We start from the raw sequence: 22273 nt of genomic DNA, 5'->3' as shown, positions 1-22273 counted from the left end.
TCCTCTATACGTTGCCAGCAGACAAAGCAGCCGAACGGCGCTGCCCGGTCGTGCGGTGATAAACAAAACGGACAGCCAGACTCAGCAAAGCGCCGCAGCAATACAGCGCAAGCAGCGGGTCGATCAGGTAATCCCAATAGTTTTCCGAAGGTTTGAGCCGGAAGGTGAACGCCAGCGTCGCGGTTGTCAGCATCGCCACGCCCAACGCATTACGCAGGCAGATCAGCCCCAGCGCAATGACCGCGACAATGATGATCATCGGCCGCGGGTTGTAGCCCCAGCGATAGGGATCGAAATAGGTCAGGCCGAGCGTTGCCGGGTACAGCGCCAGGGCCAGTGCTGCAAAGACCAGCAGCACGATCAGGCGCGACGAAGCGGCCACAGGTTTAACCACGCCCAGCCGTTGCAGGGTCAGCCAGCCCAGTAGCAGGAGGCTGCTGATCGCCAGATCATCGGTCAGGCTGCGGGCATAAGCGGCCATCGACAGGCCGTCGATCGAGACAACGCTCAACACCGACGTCGCCGTCAGCAGGCCGCAGCGCCACCACAAGGATGAAGTCAGCGGCGCCAACAAAACAAACAGTGCCCAGGCAAACGCCAGATGAGCCAATCCCAAAGCGATCATAAAAGCTGCTCCGCCAGCCAGGCCTCATTGAAGCTGACATGTTTGATGAAGGTGTTATTCCACGAATAGACCAGGTGGTACAGGCCGTCCGGGCTACGAATGAAATACGGATATTCGTACTCGAAATCACAGCCATCGGACGAACAGACGCGCTGATCCAGATTGCTCAGAAACTCTGCTTCCATCGGCTGGCGACGTGCGCCGCTGGAAGCACGAAAGCCTTCGCCTATAACCTCCTTGTAGGCTTCCAGAGAGAACGGGGTGCCCAGCGGATCGGGCGACTTGTCCAGATCAGGCAACGGCCGCCAAACCTTCATCTGCTCATCGGTGCTGTACAGGCTGAGTTTGAAGCGGCCTTCGCGCAGATCATTGAGCGCCACCAGCATGCCTTTGCCCGGCACACCCACCGCCGCCAGCGATGAGTTGGGGTTGCTCGGCGTCAGCGGATACGGTTCGCTCCAGGTTTGCCCGCCGTCTTCGGTGCGGCTGGCCAGTACCCGATGGAAGGTCTCACCGGCATAACGCAACAACGCCACGCCGCGCTTTTCGTCCAGCGGCACAACGGTTGGCTGCAAGGAGTTCTTGCCGCGACTGATGCGAAACTTGTCGATCACCTCGCCGTCCGCACTCAGGTAGAGGTATTCGGCAAATTTGCCGAGAAACTCGTGATACACCGGCAGGCCGATCGAGCCATCGACATGAAACACCGGCGCGCCACGGACCAGTGTGCTGATGTTCAGAAACGGCGACGTCACCAGTTGACGCGGCGGCGACCAGCTAGCGCCCATGTCGCTGGAGACCATGCTGTTGACCGAGCTACCGGCCCAGCCGCCCACCGACACCGAGACGTAGAACAGCCACAGACGGTTGTCCGGAGCCAGCGCAATCACCGGATTGCCCAGCTTGCGGATGTACTTGCCGGTGCCGGTCTGGGTCGATTCGCGGGTCGCCAGCACCTGTTCACCGCCCCATTCCTCGGTACGCGAATCGAAGCGCGAGGTGCGGATTTCGACGTCTCCCGCGCCTTCGCGGGAACCGGCAAACCACACCGCCATCAGGTCACCGCCGGGCAGCGCCGTCACGGCTGACGAGTGCACGAAATCGTCCAGGTCAGAGGACGCGAAGCGCGAACTGTAGGACGCCTTGGGCGCAAGGCTTTCAGTGCCCGCAGGGGCCGGGCTCACGGCAAAACCGGAAATCCGGTGCAACGGATGGCTGAGCCATGCGCTGAGAAAAATCGCTACAACAATCAGGCCTGCGCTCCATGCAGTCAGGTTTCGGGAAATAACACGCATCAGGAGGCATCACTGTGATGAGGAACAAGGATGAGGGTTCAGCGATGATTATCTTCAGGTAAGGGACGTCGTCTCCCTGTCAACATCGACAAAGGCAGGTTGTCACGTACCTGAAAACTTTCGAAGACGGCCGCGGCCATGTGCAGCACCACCAGGGCACACAGCGTGTTGGCGAGAATTTCATGGGTCTGCAATGGCCAGTCGGCGCCCCACAAGGCATCGACCTCTTCCATCAGAAAACCGGTCAGGCCCATGCCGAAGATCAGCGCCATCATTAGTACCATGACCAGCGCGCCCAGCGGCGAATGACCGAGCCGGTGCATTGGCTGCCGGGTTATCAGCGAGCGTAAATGCGCACGCAGACGCGCCGGACTCGGCCAGAAATCACTCCAGCGGGCGCTGGTCGGCCCGAGGAATCCCCACACCACTCGCACTCCCAGCCAGGCCACTGCGTAATAGCCCAGCCAGACATGCCAATCGCCACCCGCTTCATTGAAGAAATAATTGGTAACGAAAACACCCGCGATCGAGACGTGAAACAGCCTGACCAGCGGGTCCCACAGGCGCAGGGAAACCCGGCTCATTACTTGATCTCGGTCTTGACCGCTTTACCGCTGACCGGATCGTGATAGATCTCGACCTTGCGCTTGTCCTTGTCGAAACCGTAGATCTCGTAGCAGTTGCCATCGGTGACCTTGAACTTGCTGATCTCGTAACCCTGAGCCTTGAGTTGCTCCTGGAATTTGGCCTGATCCTGCCATTGGGACTTTTCAGCGGTGGTGCATTGCGGACCGGCAAGCGCCAGCGGGCTGGCCAGCAACAGAGGAATCAGCAGGAACTTGTGCATGAAAAATACTCGCAGGCAGTTAAGGAGCGCCTACTGTGCGAAACGAGTCTTAGGAAAAGCTTAACGCGCAACAGCTGGTAACATCTTCCCGGACACGTGGCACTTCGCGGCGCTGCGAGCGGGCGGCATCATGGCGCCCTTCTCCCCCTACTCACTGGTCGAAAACCTATGCGCCTGCTTCTTGTCGAGGATGATCGTGCGATTGGCCAAGGCATCCGTGTGGCCCTGAACAACGAGGGCTACACGCTCGACTGGCTCGAAGACGGGCTGAGTGCGCTGCATGCCCTGCGCAGCGAACCGTTCGACCTGTTGCTGCTCGACCTCGGCCTGCCGCGCATGGACGGCTTCGACCTGCTGCGCCAGTTGCGTGCCGAAGAACTCGCCCTGCCGGTGCTGATCCTGACCGCCCGCGACGGCACTGCCGACCGCATTGCCGGGCTGGATGCCGGTGCCGACGATTACCTGGTCAAGCCGTTCGACGTCGATGAGTTGAAAGCCCGGGTGCGGGCCTTGCTCAGGCGCAGCCAGGGGCGTGCGCAACCGTTGCTGGAACATGCAGGCATCAGCCTGGACCCGGCCTCGCAGCAAGTCAGTTTTCAGGGCAGCGAAGTACCGATGACGCCGATGGAATACCAGCTGCTGCATCAGTTGATGATCCGCCCCGGCAAAGTGGTGACCCGCGAGCGCCTGTCCAACACCCTGTACGGCTGGCAGGACAAGGTCGAAAGCAACACCTTGGAAGTGCTGATTCACAACCTGCGCAAGAAACTGTCCACCGAGCTGATCCGCACCGTGCGTGGCGTCGGCTACCTGCTGGAGCTCAAGGCATGACCTCGGTACGCGCGCGTATTCTGGTTCCGGTATTGCTGCTGTTGCTGCTCGGCGATCTGGCCATCAGCCTGCTCGCCCTGCGCGACAGCCATCACGAAATCGAAGAGGTCTACGACGCGCAATTGGCGCAGAGCGCCCGCTTGCTGCAGGGCGTGCTAAGCCAGCGGGCGGCAGGTGAACAGGATCTGGACAAACTCTATCAGGCGTTCGATCAGGCCATGAGCCGGGTCGGTACCAGCGGCGTAGCCCACCCCTATGAAACCCGGCTGACGTTTCAGGTCTGGCGCACCTCGGGCGAGCTGCTGGTGCGCTCGGCCGAAGCCCCGCTGCTAACCGCCCCGCCCGCCGAAGAAGGCTCCCACGACCTGATCGAAAACGGCCACGAATGGTGTGGTTTTCTGCTCGCCGATCCACAGCAGGGTTTCCTGATCTGGGTCGGCGAGCGCGACGATGTGCGTCAGGACCTGATTCAGCGCATCGTCAGTCACACCTTGTGGCCTACGCTGATCGGCGTGCCATTGCTGGTGGTCGCGATCTGGCTGGCGATCGGCTGGGGCCTGCGCCCGCTGCAATCGATGGCCAAGGTGATTCGCAAGCGCGACGCCGAAAGCCTGGAACCGCTCGATATCACGCCGCTGCCCAAAGAGCTGGAACCCATGCAATACGCGCTCAATCGGCTGCTGACCCAGATCGAAAGCGTGCTGGAACGGGAGCGTCGCTTCATCGCCGACGCGGCCCATGAATTGCGCACACCGCTGACCGTGCTGCGCATCCATGCGCAAAACGCCCGGCAGGCAGAAAGCCCGGAACAACGTCTGGAAGCGCTGGATTTTCTGGTGCATGGCGTCGACCGCGCAGCGCGTCTGGCCAGTCAGTTGCTGACCATGGCCCGTCTTGAGCCACGCGTCGAGCTCAGCCAGTTGCAGACCTTCGAACTGAACACGCTGGTGCGCGAGGAAATGGCCGAGCTGACACCGCTGGCGCTGGAGAAGCGCGTCGATCTGGTGTTCGAAGCAGGCGATGAGTGTGTGATCCACAGCGACCCGGCGGCCATCACCATTGCGTTGCAAAACCTGCTGACCAACGCACTCAACTTCGCACCGCCGGCCAGCGAGATTCGCGTGATGCTCAACCGTCAGCAGGACGGCAGCGCGCACCTGTGCGTCGAAGATTCAGGGCCGGGCATCGATGAGCAGCAGAAGGCGCGTCTGTTTGAGCGCTTCTACAGTCAGGGCCACAGCAATGGCGCAGGACTGGGGCTGGCGATTGTCGACATGATCGTGCGCAAACTGGAAAGCAGCCTGCACCTGCGCAACTCGGCGCAGGGCGGGCTGTGTGCGGAGTTGCGGCTCAAGAGTCGAACCGCCTGATAGCTGATCACGTCAAAGCACCACGCGCAGGCATTGTCCGGCGTGGTACAGCGTGAAACCGGCATCGTAGGCCAGGGTGCGCAACGACCTGCCTGACACCTTCTTGCTGCTGGAGAAGCTTACCGGCAGCGCCGCCGCATCGTCAGTCAGCAGGTAATCGGCGAAGCATTTGCCCACCAAGGTTCCGGTAGTGACACCCCGGCCATTGAACCCGGTCGCGGCCAGCAAGCCTGGTGCAGGTTCGAACAGGCGCAACAAGTGGTCTGGCGTGAAGCCGATGCGGCCGGTCCAGGTGCTTTCCCACTCGACCCGGCCCAGCTGTGGAAAGTAATGCTGCTGGACGCGATCAGCCCACTGACGAATGAACCACAGTGGATAATTGCCGGCGTTGCCGAGGCTGCCCAGCAGCAACCGCCCATGCGCATCACGACGAATATTGCTGAGCACTGTGCGCGTATCCCATGAGCCCTGCCCGCCGCGCAGAATGCCCGCTTGCGCCGCGCCGCTGAGTGGCTGCGAGGCGACCTGGTAGTAATAACCGGCGAACATGTGATCCTTGACGTCGGTCCACTCGCCTTCGGTGTAGGCGTTGGAGGCAATGATCACTTTCTCGGCCCGCACGCTGCCAGCCGCAGTGGACACCTTCCAGCCGTCTTCAGTGCGTTGCAGCCCGGTCACCGCAGACTCGCCAAAGAGCTGACCGCCGCGCGCAACGACGTTGAGCGCCATGCCCGACACATACGCCATCGGGTTGACCGTGCCGGCACGATGATCGAGCAACGCGCCGCTGACCTTGTCAGTGCCGCAGGCGTCTTCGCAGGGCTTGCCGGTCAGCAATTCGACGTTGGCACCGCGCCGCTGCCATTGCTCGGCGCGGCTTTGCAAATCCGCCAGGCCCTTGCTGTTGTGCGCCATGTGCAGGTTGCCGGTGCGGGTGTCCTGGCAATCGATGCGGTATTTGTCGATAGTCGAGAACACCAGCGCCGGCGCTGCGCCAAGTGCTGTGTTGAGGCGACTGGCTTCGACGCTGCCCAGCACCTTTTCCAGCGCATCGGGCGCCACCCAGGTGCCGGCGTTGACCAGCCCCACGTTGCGCCCCGACCCGCCGTGGCCAACCTGATGGGCTTCGACCACGCACACCGACTTGCCGCCCTCAAGCAACTGCAACGCCGCCGACAGACCGGTAAACCCGGCACCGATGATGCACACGTCGGCGCTTCGCTCTCCGGTCAGCGCCGGGCTCACCGGACGTTGCGGAGTCAATTGTTCCCACAGACAGCCTTCAGCAAACTGCACCATCGAAAAACTCCAGCCATGTCGGTGAAAAGCGCCCGTTGCGGATCAGTCGAAAACGATGCCCTGAGCCAGTGGCAGCTCGCGGGAATAGTTGACAGTGTTGGTCTGCCGGCGCATGTAGGCGCGCCACGAATCGGAGCCGGACTCGCGACCGCCACCGGTTTCCTTCTCGCCACCAAACGCGCCGCCGATCTCTGCACCGCTGGTGCCGATGTTGACGTTGGCGATGCCACAATCGCTGCCCGCCGCACTCTGGAAAGCCTCGGCTTCGCGCAGGTCAGTGGTGAAAATGCACGACGACAGGCCCTGTGGCACTTCGTTATTCAGGCGCAGGGCCTCTTCGAAGTCGTCGTAGGCCAGCACATAGAGAATCGGCGCGAAGGTTTCGTGACGCACCACTTCGCTCTGGCCCGGCATTTCGGCGATGGCCGGCGTGACGTAATAACCGTTCGGGTATTGGTCCTGCAACTGACGCTCGCCACCGAACACCTGACCGCCCTCGTCACGGGCTTTGGTCAACGCGTCTTGCATCGCCGAGAACGCCTGCTGGTCGATCAGCGGACCGATCAGATTGCCTTCGCGTGGATCACCGACCCGCACTTTGGCGTAGGCCGCTTTCACGCGGGAAACGACTTCGTCCTTGATTGAGCGATGCACGATCAGACGGCGCAGCGTGGTGCAGCGCTGACCGGCGGTGCCCACGGCGCTGAACAGGATGCCGCGCACGGCCAGGTCCAGATCGGCGCTCGGCGCCAGAATCATCGCGTTGTTGCCGCCCAATTCCAGAATGCTGCGCCCGAAACGGGCGGCGACACGCGGGCCGACTTCACGGCCCATACGGGTGCTGCCGGTCGCGCTGATAAGGGGCACGCGCGGATCATCAACCAGTGCTTCACCGGCGTCACGATCTCCGATCACCAACTGGGCCAGCGCTGCAGGGGCATCACCGAAAATCTTCAGCGCCTTGTCGAACAGCGCCTGACAGGCCAGGGCCGTCAGCGGGGTCTTTTCCGACGGTTTCCAGATCACCGGGTTGCCGCAGACCAGCGCCAGCGTGGTGTTCCAGGCCCACACCGCGACCGGAAAGTTGAAAGCGCTGATCACGCCGACCACGCCCAGCGGGTGCCAGGTTTCACGCATGTGGTGGCCGGGACGCTCGGACGCGATGGTCAGGCCGTACAACTGCCGCGACAGACCGACGGCGAAGTCGCAGATGTCGATCATTTCCTGCACTTCACCCAGGCCTTCCTGCGTGATCTTGCCCGCCTCGACCGACACCAGTTCGCCAAGGTCAGCCTTGTGCTCGCGCAGTACTTCACCAAAGATTCGCACCAGCTCGCCGCGACGCGGGGCCGGTACGGTGCGCCATTGCAGGAATGCACTGTGGGCGTTGTCGATGCGCGCCACGACCTGCGCTTTGTTTTCCAGCGTGACCGAGGCAATCCGGCTGCCATCAATCGGGGTGTAGACCGGGTAGTCCCCTTGTGTGTGGGCACTGTTCGCCACGCCCAGACGGGCTAATAACTCGGCAACCATATTGATTCTCCTGTCATGGACTAAAGATCACTGATAACCGCAGTATTGACCCGGACGCAGCCTGCCCACAAACGACGATTTTGAAAAACATGATTCCTTTTAGGAATGAACTTCGGCGTATTAAGGGCGGCTAAGGCACTCACTTCGGGAATTATTGGAATGACCCGGTGATTTTATTTCGTTTGCGAGTGAGGTCCATGTTTGTTTGGATACGGCCATCATGATCACCCCGGAGTCAGGGCCAGGCCGATGAGCGAACACATCAGCGAATCCATTTCCTTTGTCCATAACATGACGTTGTCACACGGCCGCAACGCCGAAGTCTGGGACACCACCGGCAAGCGCTACATCGACTTCGTCGGCGGCATCGGCGTGCTCAATCTCGGGCATTGCAACCCGCAGGTGGTCAGGGCAATTCAGGATCAGGCCGCGAAACTGACCCATTACTGCTTCAACGCCACGCCTCACGACCCGTATATCCGCTTCATGCAGCAACTGACGCAATTCGTGCCGGTGAGTTATCCACTGAGCGGCATGCTCACCAACAGCGGCGCGGAAGCCGCAGAAAACGCGCTGAAGATCGTGCGCGGCGCGACCGGTCGCACGGCAGTGATCGCCTTCGACGGCGGCTTTCACGGCCGCACCCTGGCGACCCTGAACCTCAACGGCAAGGTTGCGCCGTATAAACAGAAAGTCGGCGTGCTGCCAGGTCCGGTGTTTCACATTCCGTTCCCCAGCAAAGACAACGGCGTGACCACCGAGCAGGCGCTCAAGGCCATGGATCGGCTGTTCAGCGTCGAGATCGATGTCAACGATGTGGCTTGTTTCATCTTCGAACCGGTGCAGGGCGAAGGCGGCTTTCTGGCCATGGAGCCAGACTTCGCTCAGGCGCTGCGCGCCTTTTGCGATGCACACGAGATCGTGCTGATCGCTGACGAGATCCAGTCCGGTTTCGGGCGCACCGGGCAGCGCTTTGCGTTCACCCGGCTGGGTATCGAACCGGACCTGATACTGCTCGGCAAAAGCATCGCCGGTGGCATTCCGCTAGGTGCCGTGGTCGGTCGCAAGGCACTGATGGACAACCTGCCCAAGGGCGGGCTGGGCGGCACGTATTCCGGCAATCCGATTGGCTGCGCAGCGGGCCTCGCCTCGCTGGAACAAATGACCGATGAAAACCTGTCCAGTTGGGGCGAACAGCAGGAAAGCGCCATTGTTTCGCGTTACAACAGCTGGCAAGCGAGCACATTGTCGCCGTATCTGGGCAGGCTGACCGGCGTCGGCTGCATGCGCGGTATCGAGCTGATAACGCCAGAGGGCAAACCCGGCACCCGACAACTTGCCGAACTGCTGGGCTCGGCACGGGACGCCGGGCTGTTGCTGATGCCCAGCGGCAAGTCGCGGCACATCATCCGCCTGCTGATCCCGTTGACCATCGAGTCCGAAGTGCTGAACGAAGGGCTGGATATTTTCGAGCGTTGCCTCGCAGCGCTGGCGTGAACCTGTACGGAGAAAACACCCTGATGAGCACTGCACGCTTCGCCGACCCTGACCAGATCCGCGCCGGGTTCTCCCGCGCCATGTCGCAGATGTACCAGCAGGAAGTGCCGCTGTACGGCACGCTCATGGAACTGGTGAGCGAGGTCAACGAGCACGTTATGCACCAGGACAGCAGCGTGCTGGACAGCTTGCGCCAGACCGGTGAAATCCAGCGTCTGGACATGGAGCGCCACGGCGCGATCCGGGTGGGCACTGCGCTGGAACTGGCCACCCTTGCCCGCTTGTTCGCGGTAATGGGCATGCAGCCGGTGGGCTATTACGACCTGACGCCAGCCGGTGTGCCGGTTCACTCCACCGCTTTTCGGGCGGTGCATGAGCAGGCGTTGCAGGTCAGCCCGTTTCGGGTGTTTACCTCGTTGCTGCGTCTGGAACTGATCGAGAGCGACAGCCTGCGCGAGTTCGCCAGCCATGTGCTCGCCAGACGCACGATCTTCACACCCAAGGCCCTCGAACTGATTGCAAGGCATGAAGCCGACGGCGGGTTGAGTGATGACGACGCAGCCGAATTTATTCAGCAGGCGCTGGAGACCTTTCGCTGGCACAACACCGCGACCGTATCCCTTGACGAGTACCGACAGTTGAATGCCCAGCATCGCCTGATCGCCGATGTGGTGGCGTTTCGTGGCCCGCACATCAATCACCTGACCCCGCGCACGCTGGATATCGACGCCGTGCAACGCGGCATGCCCGGCAAAGGCATCACGCCCAAGGCGGTGGTCGAAGGCCCTCCGCGTCGTCACTGCCCGATTTTGCTGCGCCAGACCAGCTTCAAGGCGCTGGAAGAATCGATCAGCTTTTTGGGTCAGGGTGGCAATCAGTCAGGCAGCCATTCGGCACGCTTCGGCGAAATCGAACAACGTGGCGCGGCCCTGACGCCCAAAGGTCGAGAACTGTATGACCGGCTGCTGAACGAGGCGCGCGAGGAGCTGGGTGAATTTCCCAACGAAGCCAATGCCGTACGCTATGCCGCGCTGCTGGAAAAGGCCTTCAAGGCGTTTCCGGACAGTCACGCTGAAATGCGTGCGCAGGGACTGGCGTATTTCCGCTACTTCCCGACCGGATCAGGCATTTCAGCGCACGCATCCGGCAGCCTGGAGCAACTTGTCGAAGCAGGTCATGTGCGCTTCGAGCCGTTGGTGTACGAGGACTTTCTGCCAGTGAGCGCGGCAGGTATTTTTCAGTCCAATTTGGGCGATAACGCACAGACGCATTACGCGACGAATTCGAACCAGCAGGATTTCGAACAGGCACTGGGGTGCCGGACGCTTGATGAGCTGGCGCTGTATGCTGACACCCAGCGGCGCTCGCTGGAAGCGTGTGCCAAGGCGCTGGGGCTGAAATCACTGGCCTGACCTGATCTCAAAAGAGGACGCGGAGCGTCCAGAACGGCATGCGACGCGGAGCGTCGCACGATAACTGCGCGGAGCGCTGGCGCTACATTCTCAAGGCTCAAGCAGCCCTCTTCTGTGTTCTCTTTAAAGCAACGATAAATAAAATCCCCAATATTGGTGTGCAACCCTGCGCTATGCATACTGCGGTGGCGAGTGGACAGCAAAGTGCCGTATTCAAAGGCTCATCCCTTTGAATAGCGCACTTGATGATCCGCCTGCAGAAGGCTCGAAGCAGCCTGGTCCGGTTCACGCCAGACTCATAAAAATACTCGGCCGGATAACGGTCTCCATGGCTCCATGGACTTTCAACGCTGCCCTGGCGCATCACTGCGCCGACCTGAAAACAGAATAACGATTGATAAGGCCTGAAAAAGGCCATTCAGCAGGCAAGGGGATCATCATGCAAGACTCACACGCTGCAGTGTCGGGCGACAATCAGGCGGTTTCATCGATGGTGAAACTGTATGTCTGGGCCGCCATTATCCTCATCATTGCCGAATCGATCGGTGCTATCAGTATTCCTCTGGGCCCCGGCAAAGTGGTGTTGCTGCCGATGGTCTGGGCGCTGTTGATCGGCGCAATGATCGGCATCGCCAGTCGGCGTCTGCCAGGCACCATCGGTATCGATCATGGCACCCAGCTGCGCTCGGCCTCGATTCTGCAACCTGCCCTGCTGATCTTCATCGCCAAACTCGGTCTGGTGGTCGGCGGTTCGTTGCCGGTGGTGTTCGCCTCGGGATGGGCGCTGGTGTTTCAGGAGTTTGGTCACTTTGTCGGCACCGTGATGCTCGGTCTGCCGGTGGCGCTGATGCTCGGTATCAAACGCGAAGCCATCGGCGCGACCTTCTCGGTCGGCCGTGAACCCAGCCTGGCGATCATTGGCGAGCGCTATGGGATGGATTCCCCGGAAGGCCGCGGCGTCCTCGCCGAATACCTGACCGGCACGCTGTTCGGTGCGCTGTTCATCGCCATCGTCGCCGGCTATATCGCCAGCCTGGGGATCTTCCACCCCAACTCGCTGGCGATGGGCTCAGGCATTGGTTCGGGCAGCATGATGGCTGCCGCCGCCGGTGCGATTGCCGCGCAGCAGACACCGGAGGTTGCCAAGGAAGTCATGACCCTGGCGGCGGCGTCCAACCTGATCACCACCACCATCGGCACCTATTTCACCCTGTTCATCTCCTTGCCGCTGGCGGTGTGGGGCTATCGGGTGCTTGAGCCACTGATCGGCCGCACCACCAAAGCATCCATGAGCGACGAAGGTCTGCGTCAGAGCGATGTGTCGCTGGACGTGCCGGACCTGGGCTGGTCAGGCAAGATCAGCGCATGGCTGGCAGCCGGTGCGTTGGCGTTGATTGCAAACTACGTCGGTTACAAGACCTTGTCGGCCGATGCCTTTACCGGCATGGGCATCATGATTTTCTGTGCATTCGTCGGTGAAGCGCTGTGCAGCCTGATCGGTCGCAAGATCCCGGCGGTGTGCACGGTCTCGCTGGTGGCGATGTTCCTGACCTCCCCGGCCTGCCCATGGGCCGCGGAGATCGCCCGCTTGACCAGCTCGATCAACATGCTGGCGGTCATCACGCCAATGCTGACCTTCGCCGGTCTGTCGATTGCCAAGGACCTGCCGGCCTTCCGCCGCCTGGGCTGGCGCATCGTGCTGGTGTCGTTCCTGGCCAACTTCGGCACCTTCATCGGCGCGGTGCTGATTGCCGAGCTGTTTCATTGATCCGGCTGCATTGATCCGGGTTCAACTATCCCAGCGCCTCGTTCACCAGCCAGTCATGCACTGCGCGACGTGACGGGGTGCTGAGCGCGCCCTCGCGATAGGCCAGAACGTATTTCTTTCTGGCCTTGATCGGATGGCCGAACGGCACGATCAGCAAGCCTTGTTCCAGCTCATCAGTAATCAGCGCCTTGCGAGCAATGGCCACGCCCATGCCCATGCGTGCGGCGTCGATGGTCAGGTGATTGCGGTTGAAGGTATGGCCACGCCGCACATCGATCCCGTCCGCCCCGATAGCGGTCAGGTAAAATTCCCACTCAGCGTATTCATAGCTGCCGCGCCAGGCGGTGATGTCATGCAGCAGCGGAAAGTGCACCAGCTGGCTGGGCGTATCCAGCGGCGGCTTGCCTACCAGCAGGCTCGGCGAGCAGACCGCAAACAGCTCTTCTTCCAGCAACGGCGTAGTCGACAGGCCCGGATAGCTGCCGTCATTCAGGTCAATGGCCAGATCAAAGTCGTCATCGCGCAACGAACCGCTGCTGTCCTCGGCGATGATCCGTAACTGGATGTCCGGAAACGCTTCCTGTAAACGTGGCAGGCGCGGCATCAGCCATTTGCTGAGAAACGAAGGGATGCAACGCAGCTTGAACACCCCGCCGATGCGCCCGGAATACAGCAGGCGCAACTCTTCGCTGATGCGGCTCTGCACTTCGTTGGCGACCACCGCCAGACGCTGACCTTCCGCCGTCAGTTCGAGCCCGCGCCCGACCCGATGAAACAGCGCGAAGCCCAGACGCTCTTCAAGCTGGCGCATCTGCTGGCTGATGGCACCTGGAGTGACGTGCAGCTCTTCCGCACAACGGGTGAATGAAAGATGTCGGGCGGCACAGGCGAAGACCTGTAACCAGGCGTGCATCTGTGCGTTGAAGATTCTGCTCATTGAAGAGTTCCGCTAAAGCGTTGCATAGCAACAATCGTTTGCCGTTTCGACAGCCGAAGCCAAAGATGAGGACCAGAAAAAGGGGAATACCAAATTCCCGCGCATCATCTCACTTGAAGGACCTCCGTGATGGCCATCAGCGTCTTCGACATGTTCAAAATCGGCATCGGGCCGTCCAGTTCCCATACCGTCGGGCCGATGCGCGCCGGGGCGCTGTTCGTGACCGAACTGCGCAACCAGGACCGGTTGCCTAGCGTAGAACGTATCGAGGTGCGATTGTACGGTTCTCTTTCCGCCACGGGCATCGGTCACGGCAGCGACCGGGCGACGGTCATGGGGCTGATGGGCGAATGGCCGGACCAGATCGACCCCAGCCAGGTCAATCAGCGCATCGACGCATTGCGCGCCGACAACCAGTTGATGCTGGCGGGCGAACAGGCCATCACCTTCGTCTGGGAGCGGGACATGTGCCTGCTCGACGAAAGCCTGCCTTACCATCCCAACGGCATGACCCTGTGCGCCTACGGCAAGACCGGTGAAGTGTATGAGCAGACCTACTATTCAGTGGGTGGCGGATTTGTGATCGACGCCGAACAGGCGGCCAGCGGTGTGCTGGACAGCGACACCACTGTTTTGCCCTATGACTTTTTCAGCGGCGCGCAATTGCTGAAACTGTGCAAGACCCATGGCATGAGCATTTCCGAACTGATGATGGCCAACGAGAAAGTCTGGCGCAGCGAAGAAGAAATCCGCGAGAAGATCATGGTCATCTGGGCCGCGATGCGTGCCTGTGTGGACAAGGGCCTGCTTGAAACCGGCATCCTGCCCGGTGGCTTGAACGTGCGCCGTCGCGCTTACCGCTTGCACCAGAATCTGCAAAACCTCGACAACCCGAACGTGATCGGCTCGACCCTGAGCGCCATGGAGTGGGTCAACCTGTTCGCCCTGGCGGTCAACGAAGAAAACGCTGCGGGCGGGCGCATGGTCACCGCACCCACCAACGGCGCGGCCGGTATCGTGCCTGCGGTGCTGCATTACTTCATGAAATTCAAACCCACAGCCAATGATGACGACGTGGTGCGCTTCTTCCTGAGCGCCGCAGCGGTCGGCATTTTGTGCAAGAAAAATGCGTCGATCTCGGGTGCCGAAGTGGGTTGTCAGGGTGAAGTCGGCTCAGCCTGCGCCATGGCCGCCGCCGGGCTGGCAGAGATTCTCGGTGCCACCCCGGAGCAGGTGGAAAACGCTGCCGAGATTGGCCTGGAACACAACCTGGGGCTGACCTGCGATCCGGTCGGCGGGCTGGTACAAATTCCGTGCATCGAGCGCAATGCGATTGCCGCCGTGAAGGCCATCAATGCCGCCCAAATGGCCCTGCGCGGCGACGGCGAGCACCACATCTCGCTGGACCACGCCATCCGCACCATGCGCGACACGGGCGCCGACATGCACGACAAATACAAGGAAACCTCCCGCGGCGGGCTGGCAGTGAAATTCATCGAGTGCTGATCCGCTCAGGCGTTTATCAGCAGCTCTACCGTCAATGGTTCAACAGCGTCGAACCCGTATAGAAAATCCCGCCCAGGGCGATCAGCAACAACGTCACGCTGGAAACGATCTCGATCTTGCGCTTGTACTTCAAGGCCAGTTTCTGGCGCATGAGGAAGATGTAGGCGAACAGGATCGACAGGTCAATAATGATCCACAGCACCGACAACAAGGCAATGCTGCCCTTGAACGATTCGGTAACGTGAATGAACTGCGGGAAAAACGAGACGAAGAAGATGATGTCCTTCGGATTGGAAATCCCTACCAGAAAACCCGTCACCAGCCCGCTGTGCCTGCTACTTATCGGCACCGGCGCTGTCTCGGGCTGCGATGGGGCATAACGCAATGCCTGTTCGAGCGCCTGCACCGACAGGTAAGCGATGAAGAAACAGCCGACCAGACTGATCCAGTTGAGCATGTTCACGCTCACCGACAGCGTGCCCGTCAGGATCAATGCCGCGACCATCACCAATACCAACGAGGCCCAGTTAGTGCCCAGCGCGGTCAGCATCGCACGCCTCGGCCCGTGCGCCAGGCTGGTGTTGACGATCAGTGCCACCACCGGTCCAGGCGTAATGATCAGCATGAACACACTGAACAGGTAGATCAGCAGTAACGATATATCCATGGGTATTCAGCGCTCGTTCAAATGGTCAGTCTTGTCGACGTTGATGTGCAGAGGACAACGGGACAACGCCAGCCCGCCTTCTTCATACAATTGGTACTGCTTCCACTCCAGGCTGTTGCGATCACCGAAAAATCCCAAGGTCTCGGGCACGACCCCGTTGTTGTGATCGGCGATTCGCTGACGAATCTTTTCCCTCACCTTGCGACCACTTTCGGTCTCGGCGCTTGCCACCTCGTCAAAGTTCTCCCGAGGATTGACCACGAACACAATGTGCCCACCCAGCGAGCGGCTTTTCATCGCGGTATGACGGGGAAAACTCATATTGATGAACATCGGCAGCCCGGCGAAATGGTAAGTCCACTCAGACTTCTCCGGGTCAGTGCAGGCCTTGGCGGGCCAAGGCGATGTGTCGCCGTCATGCAAATGTTGCAGCGTGGCCCACGCATAGGCCTGCTCTTCGGCCAGGCTGTTGAAATCGTTTTTCTCGAAAATGACAATCAGCGGGTTGAACAGGCGATCTTCAAGTGCCGTGTCGTTGACGAACTTGACGTACGCCTGCATGCCGTCGCGCAGCGTTTGTTGTTCGTGCATACAAGGAATGAACAGCAGCAGACAACTTCCGGACTTGTTGGCGCGACGCCCGAACAGACAAGGGAAACCTTTGTCACTCAGCACCTGTTCGAACTGCTGGTAAGCCTGAACTTTCCAACCCATTTCAACAGCGGTATCACTTGCCAGCAACTGTCTTACCATCGATTGACGCAACAGCATTTCGGACTTGGGCAGCATATTCCCTCACGCGCGCAGCAGATAAGAACACCGCCTTATTGTTGATTTTTTACGACAGTGACGAGCCGGCGATTCTGACCGCAGACGCGAGCGCGGAAAAATGGAAAAAGGTGTAACCTACTATGACAAATAATCATGGTTAGTTATCACATGACTGAACGAATCCCGCCGCTTTACGCGCTGAGAGCCTTTGAAGTAGCGGCTCGATCATGCTCGTTTACCCGTGCTGCGCAGGAATTGTCGCTCACCCAGAGCGCGATCAGCCGCCATATTCGCACCCTGGAAGAAACCCTCGGCTGTCGGCTGTTCGAGCGTAACGGCCCGCGGCTTTCGTTGAGTGATGAAGGTCGGCGGCTGTCCAGCCAGCTCAAGATCGGCTTCCGGATCATCGAAGACGCGTGCCAGCCGTTTCGCGGCCAAGGCGCCAATCTGCGCCTCAAGTCACCGTCCACCCTGACCATGCGCTGGTTGCTGCACGCACTGGAATCGTTCAAACAGCCTGCGCCCGCCCTGCCGGTTCAGCTGTCCAGTGTGTGGATGGACTTTGATAGCGTCGACTTCTATTCGGAGCCTTACGACTGCGCGATTCTGCTGGGTAACGGCAACTTCGGTGCCGAGGTCGAGACTTGCAAACTGTTCGATGAGTGGCTGATTCCGATCTGTTCGGCAGACACCCTGAGAGAGCAAGCGTGGGGACCCGAGCGGCTGCAGGCGGCTGAGCTCATTCACCCGTCCACCGACCGCAGGGACTGGCGGCGCTGGCTGAACCGGATGGACCTCGCGGGTCAGGTGACGCTGAGCAAAGGGAAAGTGTTCGACACCCTCGATCAGGGTATTACCGCTGCGGTCAGAGGCCACGGCGTGTCGATTGGCGATCTGTTTCTGGTCGCTGATGATCTGAACGAGGGGCAAGTGTTTCTGCCCTTCGATTCAGCGGTCGGCACCGGCGACGCCTATTACCTGGTCTGGTTACAGGACAGCTTCAAGCGCCAGCGGGTACTGGAGCTTCGCGACCATCTTTTGACCTGCCTGCCTGATATATCCGGCATTGCAGTGCAATTGCTTGCAGCGCCTTGACGCGCAGCGCTGATACTGAAAGGCCTGACACCTATCGTTCCGCACGCTCCAGCGTGGGAACGCATTTCTCGACGCTCTGCGTCGCAAAGAAGACGCGGAGCGTCCAGAACGGCATGCCGACGCGGAGCATCGGCACGATAGTTGAGATTCTTGCCGCACATTCCAGCATGGGAACTCAACTCACCGGCAAACACTGCTCCACCAGCGACGTCCACACCGCTACACCCGGCTCGATGACCTGGTCGTTGAAGTCGTAATACGGGTTGTGCAGTGCCGCCGAAGGTTTCTCGCCGTCGACGCCCATCCAGATGTACGCCCCCGGACACGCATGCAGCATGAAAGCAAAGTCTTCGGAGGCCATGGAAGGGTTGCAGCCCCATTGCACGTTGGCCTCGCCCACCGCTGCAACCGCTGCGCGACGAATCGTGGCGGCGGCCTCAGTGTGGTTTTCGGTGACCGGATAACCGACGTTGTAGACCAGCTCGCCACGCACGCCGAATGCCGTCGGCAGACGCTCGACGAATTCGCCGATCAGTTGCTGGACCTTCTCGCGAACCGGCGTTTGCAGGCAACGCACCGTACCGCGCAACACGGCGGTTTCCGGAATCACGTTGATGGCCTCACCGGCATTGAACTGGGTAATGCTGACCACTGCCGAATCCAGTGGCGAGAGACGCCGGGAGACGATGGTTTGCAGCCCCAGCACCAGTTCGGCAGCCGCCACAATCGGGTCATTGCCCTTGTCCGGCATGGCTGCATGACTGCCCTTGCCGGTCAGGGTGATTTCAAAGGTGTCCAGCGAGGCCATCATCGGCCCCGGATTGATCACTACCTTGCCGGCAGGTACACCCGGCCAGTTGTGCAGGCCGTAGATAGCCTCCATCGGGAAGCGCTCGAAGAGGCCGTCGTCGATCATGCGTTGCGCGCCGCCGAGGTTTTCCTCGGCCGGCTGGAAGACAACATGCACCGTGCCGCGAAACCGGCGGGTTTCCGACAAATGCCGGGCGGTGGCCAGCAGAATCGCGGTGTGGCCATCGTGCCCGCAGGCATGCATGCAGCCTTTATGGGCCGACTTGTGAGCGCTGTCGCCCAGTTCCTGAATCGGCAAAGCGTCCATGTCGGCACGAATGCCGATGGCCGGGCCGTCGCCATTGCGCAGAGTGCCAACTACGCCAGTGCCCCCCAGCCCGCGATGCACCTCAAGGCCAAAACCGGTGAGCAGGTCAGCCACCTTGTCGGAGGTTTTCAGCTCCTGAAACCCCAGCTCAGGCGCGGCGTGCAGGGTGCGGCGCCAAACGGTTGCTTCGTCAATCAGTGTCTTTGAAATGGGCATTTATTTACTCCAGGCTCGCGCCGTAGCCAAAACTGGCGGCCGGCTTGGCGGCGGTTTCGACCCAGACGCTCTTCACTTCGCTGTATTCGCGCAGAGCATCCAGACCGGAAGAGCGGCCATAACCACTTTCACCATAGCCGCCGAACGGCGAACTGACGTGAATAGTCTTGTAACCATTGACCCAGAATGTCCCGGCACGTACCTGTTTTGCAACGCGGTGAGCGCGGCCGACATCACGGGTCCAGACGCCACCGGCCAAGCCGAAGCGGCTGTCGTTGGCAATGCGGATCGCGTCCTCTTCGTCCTTGAATGGAATCGCCACCACCACCGGGCCAAAGATTTCTTCCTGCGCGCAATACAGGTCGTTAGTACCTGCCAGCACCGTAGGGTTGATGTAATAACCGGGTATGTCCGGGATCGGATCAGCCTGCTCGCCAACCAGCCTGGCGCCATCTTGCAGCGCCCGCTCGACCATGCTTTTCACATGGTTGTACTGCTTGGCGTTGTTGATCGGGCCAATCTGGGTTTCCGGATCGCTCGGGTCACCGACCTTGAATTGCGTTGCGGCGACGGCCAGCGCGTTGGTGAATTTCTCGAAGATCGATTCCTGCACCAGCAGGCGTGAACCGGACACACAGCTTTGCCCGGCACCGGAGAAAATGGCGGCCTGGGCACCACGCAGCGCGACCTCCAGGTCGGCATCGTCGAACACGATATTGGCCGACTTGCCGCCCAGTTCCAGTACCGCAGGAATGCAGCGCTGCGCCGCAGCCACGGCAATATGCCGACCGGTCGCAGGCGAACCGACGAACACCACTTTGCGAATGTCTGCCTTGGCGATGAACGCCTGGCCGATGGAATGGCCGAACCCGGCAATCACGTTGACCAGCCCTTTCGGCACGCCCGCACGCTCGATCAGCACGCCGACCACCAGCGAACTGAGCGGCGTCAGTTCCGACGGCTTGAGGATGACCGCGTTACCGGCCGCAATCGCCGGGGCGATCTGCCAGCCGCAGGTGAAGACCGGCGCGTTCCACGGCGTAATCTGCAGCACCGTGCCCAGCGGTTCGTAGGTCACGTAGTTGAGGTGGGTGGTCGGCACCGGAATGATTTCGCCGTGCAGTTTGTCCGCCCAGCCGGCGTAATACTCGAACATCTCGGCGACTTTGAGCACTTCGACGCGGGCATCGCGGATCGGCTTGTTGGCGGTCAGGGATTCGATCTGCGCGAGGTTTTCCAGCTCGTCACGAATCTGATTACCCACCTGATACATGGCGCGACCACGCGCCTGAGCGGTCAACGCCCACCATTGTTGCTGCGCAGCCCTGGCGGCCTTGTCGGCCACTTCAACCAACGACTCGTCGGCGTCCGGAAAACTCAGCAGCAGGCTGTCGTCATGGGCATTGCGCACTTCGACGGGCGCGCCGTGGCCTTCGATGAACCGGCCGCCGACGTAGCTGGCGATAACACTGCGATCGCCCCAGTAAGGGCGCATCAGTTCGAGGATTTTTGCAGTGCTCATCACTTATTCTCCATGACCGTAAAGTTTGGCATCGGTGCGTTGCACGATGGCGCAGAAGTCTTCGTTATCTGCCAGGGTTTCGCTGCTGGCTTGCCACAATTGCGCGACCACGCGCGACAGCGGCAGGTCCATGTCGAGGCTGTCTGCCAGATCACTGGCCAGGCCCACGTCCTTGCGCATCAGGCCCATGGTGAAGCCCGAGTCATACGCTTTGTTGAGGACCCAGGTGGGGAACATAACTTGCGTGGCGCCACTGCGCCCGGAACCGGCGTTCAGGCCTTGCAGGAGTTTTTCCGGGTCGACACCGGCACGCGCTGCCATCGCGACCGCTTCGGCGGTGCTGATCAGGTGACAGGCAGCTAGCATGTTGTTGGCGATCTTGGCGACGTTGCCCGCGCCACATTGTCCGACATGCACGCGGGTGCCGCTCATGCCTTCCAGCACTGGCATGGCACGCGCCAGGTCTGCGTCTTCAGCGCCGATAACCATCGACATGGTGCCGGTGGCTGCGCCTTTAGGACCGCCTGACACCGGGGCATCGATGAACGCGATGCCGGCTTTTGCCAGTTCAGCGGCAACCTTGCGGCTCATTTCCGGCGTTGAGGTGGTGGTGTCGACCACGATCAGCCCTTTATGGCCGAACTCGGCGATGCTGCCCTCCCCTAGACAGACCGACTCCACATGCTCGGCTTTGGGCAGTGACAGGATCAGGATGTCGACGCTCTGAATCAGCTGCTGACGGTCGGCGACCGGCTTGACGCCCTTGCTCTCGGCCAGGGCCAGTGCCGCCTGCGACAGGTCGAAGCCGCTGACATCAAAACCCTTGCTCGCCAGAGTGGCGGCCATGCCGCCGCCCATGTTGCCCAATCCGATCACACCTGTTCTCAACGTCATGTCTGCATCTCGATTAGTTTTGTAGGAATTCAGGGAGGCTGCCGGCAGCCGCTTGAGGGCTGCGTTGTGCTGATGAACCGAGTATGGACAGCGCTCTCCCCTCTCAGCAATAATCCAGAAATCGAATTTATGTTGCCTTTAACGCAACACTGGAAGCCCTCATGAGCCTCGTGCAAGATCGACGCATCCTGTATTTCTTCGAAGCGGTGCGCCTGGGCAGTGTTCGGGCTGCGGCCGACTACCTCAACGTGGCTCCCTCGGCGGTCAGCCGTCAGATCGCCCAGCTGGAACAGGAGTTGGGCTCGCCGCTGCTGGAGCGCCATCGACGCGGCGTCAAGCCGACCGAGGCTGGCGATAAGGTGCTGGCTTATTACCGCCAGCGGTTGACGCAACAGGAGGTGCTGCTGGACTCGATCCAGGCGCTGAAAGGCTTGCACAGCGGCTCGGTAACACTGGTCTCCGGGGAAGGGTTTCTGGAAAGCCTGGCGCAACCGCTGGCCCGGTTTTCCGAGCTTTATCCCAGAATCGAACTGATCGTGAACGTCTGCGGCAGCAACGAAGTGATCCGCCAGGTGGTCGAGGACGAAGCGCACATCGGTCTGGTGTTCAACCCGGCGGCCGACCCGAAAATCCGCTCGCACGCGCATCAGCGTCAGCCCGTGTGTGTGATCACCGGCCCCGATCATCCGCTGACTGATGAACCAGGTCCGATAGAGCTGCGAGCACTCGAAAATTACCGCGTCGCGCTGCCAGCAGTGTCTTACGGCATTCGCCAGATTCTCCTGCAAGCCGAGCATCAATTGGGCATCACAGTGCAGCCTACGCTGACCTGCAGACCTTCGCCATGCTCAAGCATTTTGCCATGCAGGGCGGCGTTACCTTGCTGCCGACCTTCGTGGTGGAAGAGGAGATAAAGTCTGGAAAATTGCGCGCCCTGCCCTTGCAACATGAAGTATTCAGCAGCCCGCAGACGCACCTGATCAGCCGTCTGGGCCGTCAACTGAGTGTTGGTGCCAATCGGCTGATGGGCATGCTGTTGCAGGACATGACAGCGTTCCGCAACTGACTTAC

Annotated in this window: 19 protein-coding genes and 1 pseudogene; 8 read left to right on the top strand and 12 right to left on the bottom strand. The window is 60.6% G+C overall.

What is annotated here, in order from left to right; genetic code table 11:
- Window positions 1-4: 4 nt before the first annotated feature.
- The 4 genes from I9H07_RS07295 to I9H07_RS07280 are packed head-to-tail and all read right to left on the bottom strand — an operon-like array spanning window position 5 to window position 2767.
- Window positions 5-625 (bottom strand): hypothetical protein, encoded by a 621-nt coding sequence (locus I9H07_RS07295; RefSeq protein ID WP_236424156.1) that lies wholly within the window; start codon window positions 623-625, stop codon window positions 5-7.
- The gene (locus tag I9H07_RS07290) at window positions 622-1920 is read right to left on the bottom strand and encodes a sialidase family protein (protein ID WP_058824954.1); all 1299 of its coding nucleotides are present in this window, start codon (window positions 1918-1920) and stop codon (window positions 622-624) included. Before I9H07_RS07290 ends, I9H07_RS07295 begins: the two co-directional genes overlap by 4 nt.
- 38 nt (window positions 1921-1958) lie before the next feature.
- A complete protein-coding gene (locus I9H07_RS07285; RefSeq protein ID WP_024675670.1) occupies window positions 1959-2504 on the bottom strand; it encodes a cytochrome b/b6 domain-containing protein in 546 nt (181 codons plus the stop codon).
- A complete protein-coding gene (locus I9H07_RS07280) occupies window positions 2504-2767 on the bottom strand; it encodes a PepSY domain-containing protein (RefSeq protein ID WP_024675669.1) in 264 nt (87 codons plus the stop codon). The genes I9H07_RS07285 and I9H07_RS07280 overlap by 1 nt, the downstream gene beginning before the upstream one ends.
- A 168-nt stretch (window positions 2768-2935) precedes the next feature.
- Here I9H07_RS07280 and I9H07_RS07275 point away from each other — a divergent pair, with 168 nt between their 5' ends.
- Window positions 2936-3598 (top strand): response regulator, encoded by a 663-nt coding sequence (locus I9H07_RS07275; protein ID WP_058824956.1) that lies wholly within the window; start codon window positions 2936-2938, stop codon window positions 3596-3598.
- Entirely contained in the window at window positions 3595-4968 is a 1374-nt protein-coding gene (locus I9H07_RS07270; RefSeq protein WP_058824957.1) for a sensor histidine kinase, read from the top strand. Before I9H07_RS07275 ends, I9H07_RS07270 begins: the two co-directional genes overlap by 4 nt.
- A 12-nt stretch (window positions 4969-4980) precedes the next feature.
- Here the strand turns inward: I9H07_RS07270 and amaA are convergent, their stop codons facing one another.
- Window positions 4981-6267: an L-pipecolate oxidase gene (gene amaA, locus I9H07_RS07265; protein WP_236424158.1), complete on the bottom strand. Its 1287-nt coding sequence runs from the start codon at window positions 6265-6267 to the stop codon at window positions 4981-4983.
- Between the two features lie 42 nt (window positions 6268-6309).
- A complete protein-coding gene (gene amaB / locus I9H07_RS07260) occupies window positions 6310-7800 on the bottom strand; it encodes an L-piperidine-6-carboxylate dehydrogenase (RefSeq protein WP_024675665.1) in 1491 nt (496 codons plus the stop codon).
- A gap of 249 nt (window positions 7801-8049) precedes the next feature.
- Between amaB and I9H07_RS07255 the strand changes: the two genes are divergently transcribed.
- The 3 genes from I9H07_RS07255 (at window position 8050) to I9H07_RS07245 (ending at window position 12477) form a co-directional block, all read left to right on the top strand.
- Window positions 8050-9297, top strand: coding sequence for a 2-aminoadipate transaminase (locus I9H07_RS07255; protein ID WP_236424160.1), 1248 nt, complete (start codon window positions 8050-8052; stop codon window positions 9295-9297).
- 23 nt (window positions 9298-9320) lie between these two features.
- A complete protein-coding gene (gene hglS / locus I9H07_RS07250; protein WP_236424161.1) occupies window positions 9321-10709 on the top strand; it encodes a 2-oxoadipate dioxygenase/decarboxylase HglS in 1389 nt (462 codons plus the stop codon).
- A gap of 439 nt (window positions 10710-11148) precedes the next feature.
- Window positions 11149-12477, top strand: a complete 1329-nt coding sequence (locus I9H07_RS07245) for a DUF3100 domain-containing protein (protein ID WP_236424163.1) — start codon at window positions 11149-11151, stop codon at window positions 12475-12477.
- Window positions 12478-12502: 25 nt separating this feature from the next.
- Here I9H07_RS07245 and I9H07_RS07240 read toward each other — a convergent pair whose 3' ends face one another.
- Entirely contained in the window at window positions 12503-13414 is a 912-nt protein-coding gene (locus I9H07_RS07240) for a LysR substrate-binding domain-containing protein (protein ID WP_024673018.1), read from the bottom strand.
- A gap of 129 nt (window positions 13415-13543) precedes the next feature.
- On the opposite strand from I9H07_RS07240, the gene I9H07_RS07235 reads away from it, so the two are divergent.
- A complete protein-coding gene (locus tag I9H07_RS07235) occupies window positions 13544-14920 on the top strand; it encodes an L-serine ammonia-lyase (RefSeq protein WP_058393077.1) in 1377 nt (458 codons plus the stop codon).
- 31 nt (window positions 14921-14951) lie between these two features.
- Here the strand turns inward: I9H07_RS07235 and I9H07_RS07230 are convergent, their stop codons facing one another.
- Together I9H07_RS07230 and I9H07_RS07225 are read right to left on the bottom strand one after the other, a co-directional pair.
- The gene (locus tag I9H07_RS07230; protein WP_058393076.1) at window positions 14952-15587 is read right to left on the bottom strand and encodes a LysE family translocator; all 636 of its coding nucleotides are present in this window, start codon (window positions 15585-15587) and stop codon (window positions 14952-14954) included.
- Window positions 15588-15593: 6 nt separating this feature from the next.
- Window positions 15594-16376 (bottom strand): YqcI/YcgG family protein, encoded by a 783-nt coding sequence (locus I9H07_RS07225; protein WP_058393075.1) that lies wholly within the window; start codon window positions 16374-16376, stop codon window positions 15594-15596.
- A 150-nt stretch (window positions 16377-16526) separates the two neighbouring features.
- On the opposite strand from I9H07_RS07225, the gene I9H07_RS07220 reads away from it, so the two are divergent.
- A complete protein-coding gene (locus I9H07_RS07220) occupies window positions 16527-17453 on the top strand; it encodes a LysR substrate-binding domain-containing protein (protein ID WP_236424164.1) in 927 nt (308 codons plus the stop codon).
- A 175-nt stretch (window positions 17454-17628) separates the two neighbouring features.
- Here I9H07_RS07220 and I9H07_RS07215 read toward each other — a convergent pair whose 3' ends face one another.
- From I9H07_RS07215 to I9H07_RS07205, 3 genes are read right to left on the bottom strand one after another with little or no spacing between them, the layout of a single operon-like run.
- Complete coding sequence (locus I9H07_RS07215; RefSeq protein ID WP_236424166.1) at window positions 17629-18786, bottom strand: M20 aminoacylase family protein; 1158 nt, start codon at window positions 18784-18786, stop codon at window positions 17629-17631.
- 4 nt (window positions 18787-18790) lie between these two features.
- Window positions 18791-20308: an aldehyde dehydrogenase family protein gene (locus I9H07_RS07210; protein WP_058824965.1), complete on the bottom strand. Its 1518-nt coding sequence runs from the start codon at window positions 20306-20308 to the stop codon at window positions 18791-18793.
- 3 nt (window positions 20309-20311) lie between these two features.
- Window positions 20312-21202 (bottom strand): NAD(P)-dependent oxidoreductase, encoded by an 891-nt coding sequence (locus tag I9H07_RS07205; protein ID WP_058824966.1) that lies wholly within the window; start codon window positions 21200-21202, stop codon window positions 20312-20314.
- Window positions 21203-21363: 161 nt separating this feature from the next.
- On the opposite strand from I9H07_RS07205, the pseudogene I9H07_RS07200 reads away from it, so the two are divergent.
- Window positions 21364-22268: pseudogene (locus I9H07_RS07200) on the top strand (LysR family transcriptional regulator).
- Window positions 22269-22273: the final 5 nt, after the last annotated feature.

Origin of the sequence: Pseudomonas syringae (genome assembly GCF_023278085.1) — a bacterium.
GTDB classification, from domain to species: Bacteria; Pseudomonadota; Gammaproteobacteria; order Pseudomonadales; family Pseudomonadaceae; genus Aquipseudomonas; species Aquipseudomonas syringae_Q.
Note: the sequence above shows the minus strand (reverse complement) of the source record. Positions and strands in the feature narration are given on the sequence as shown.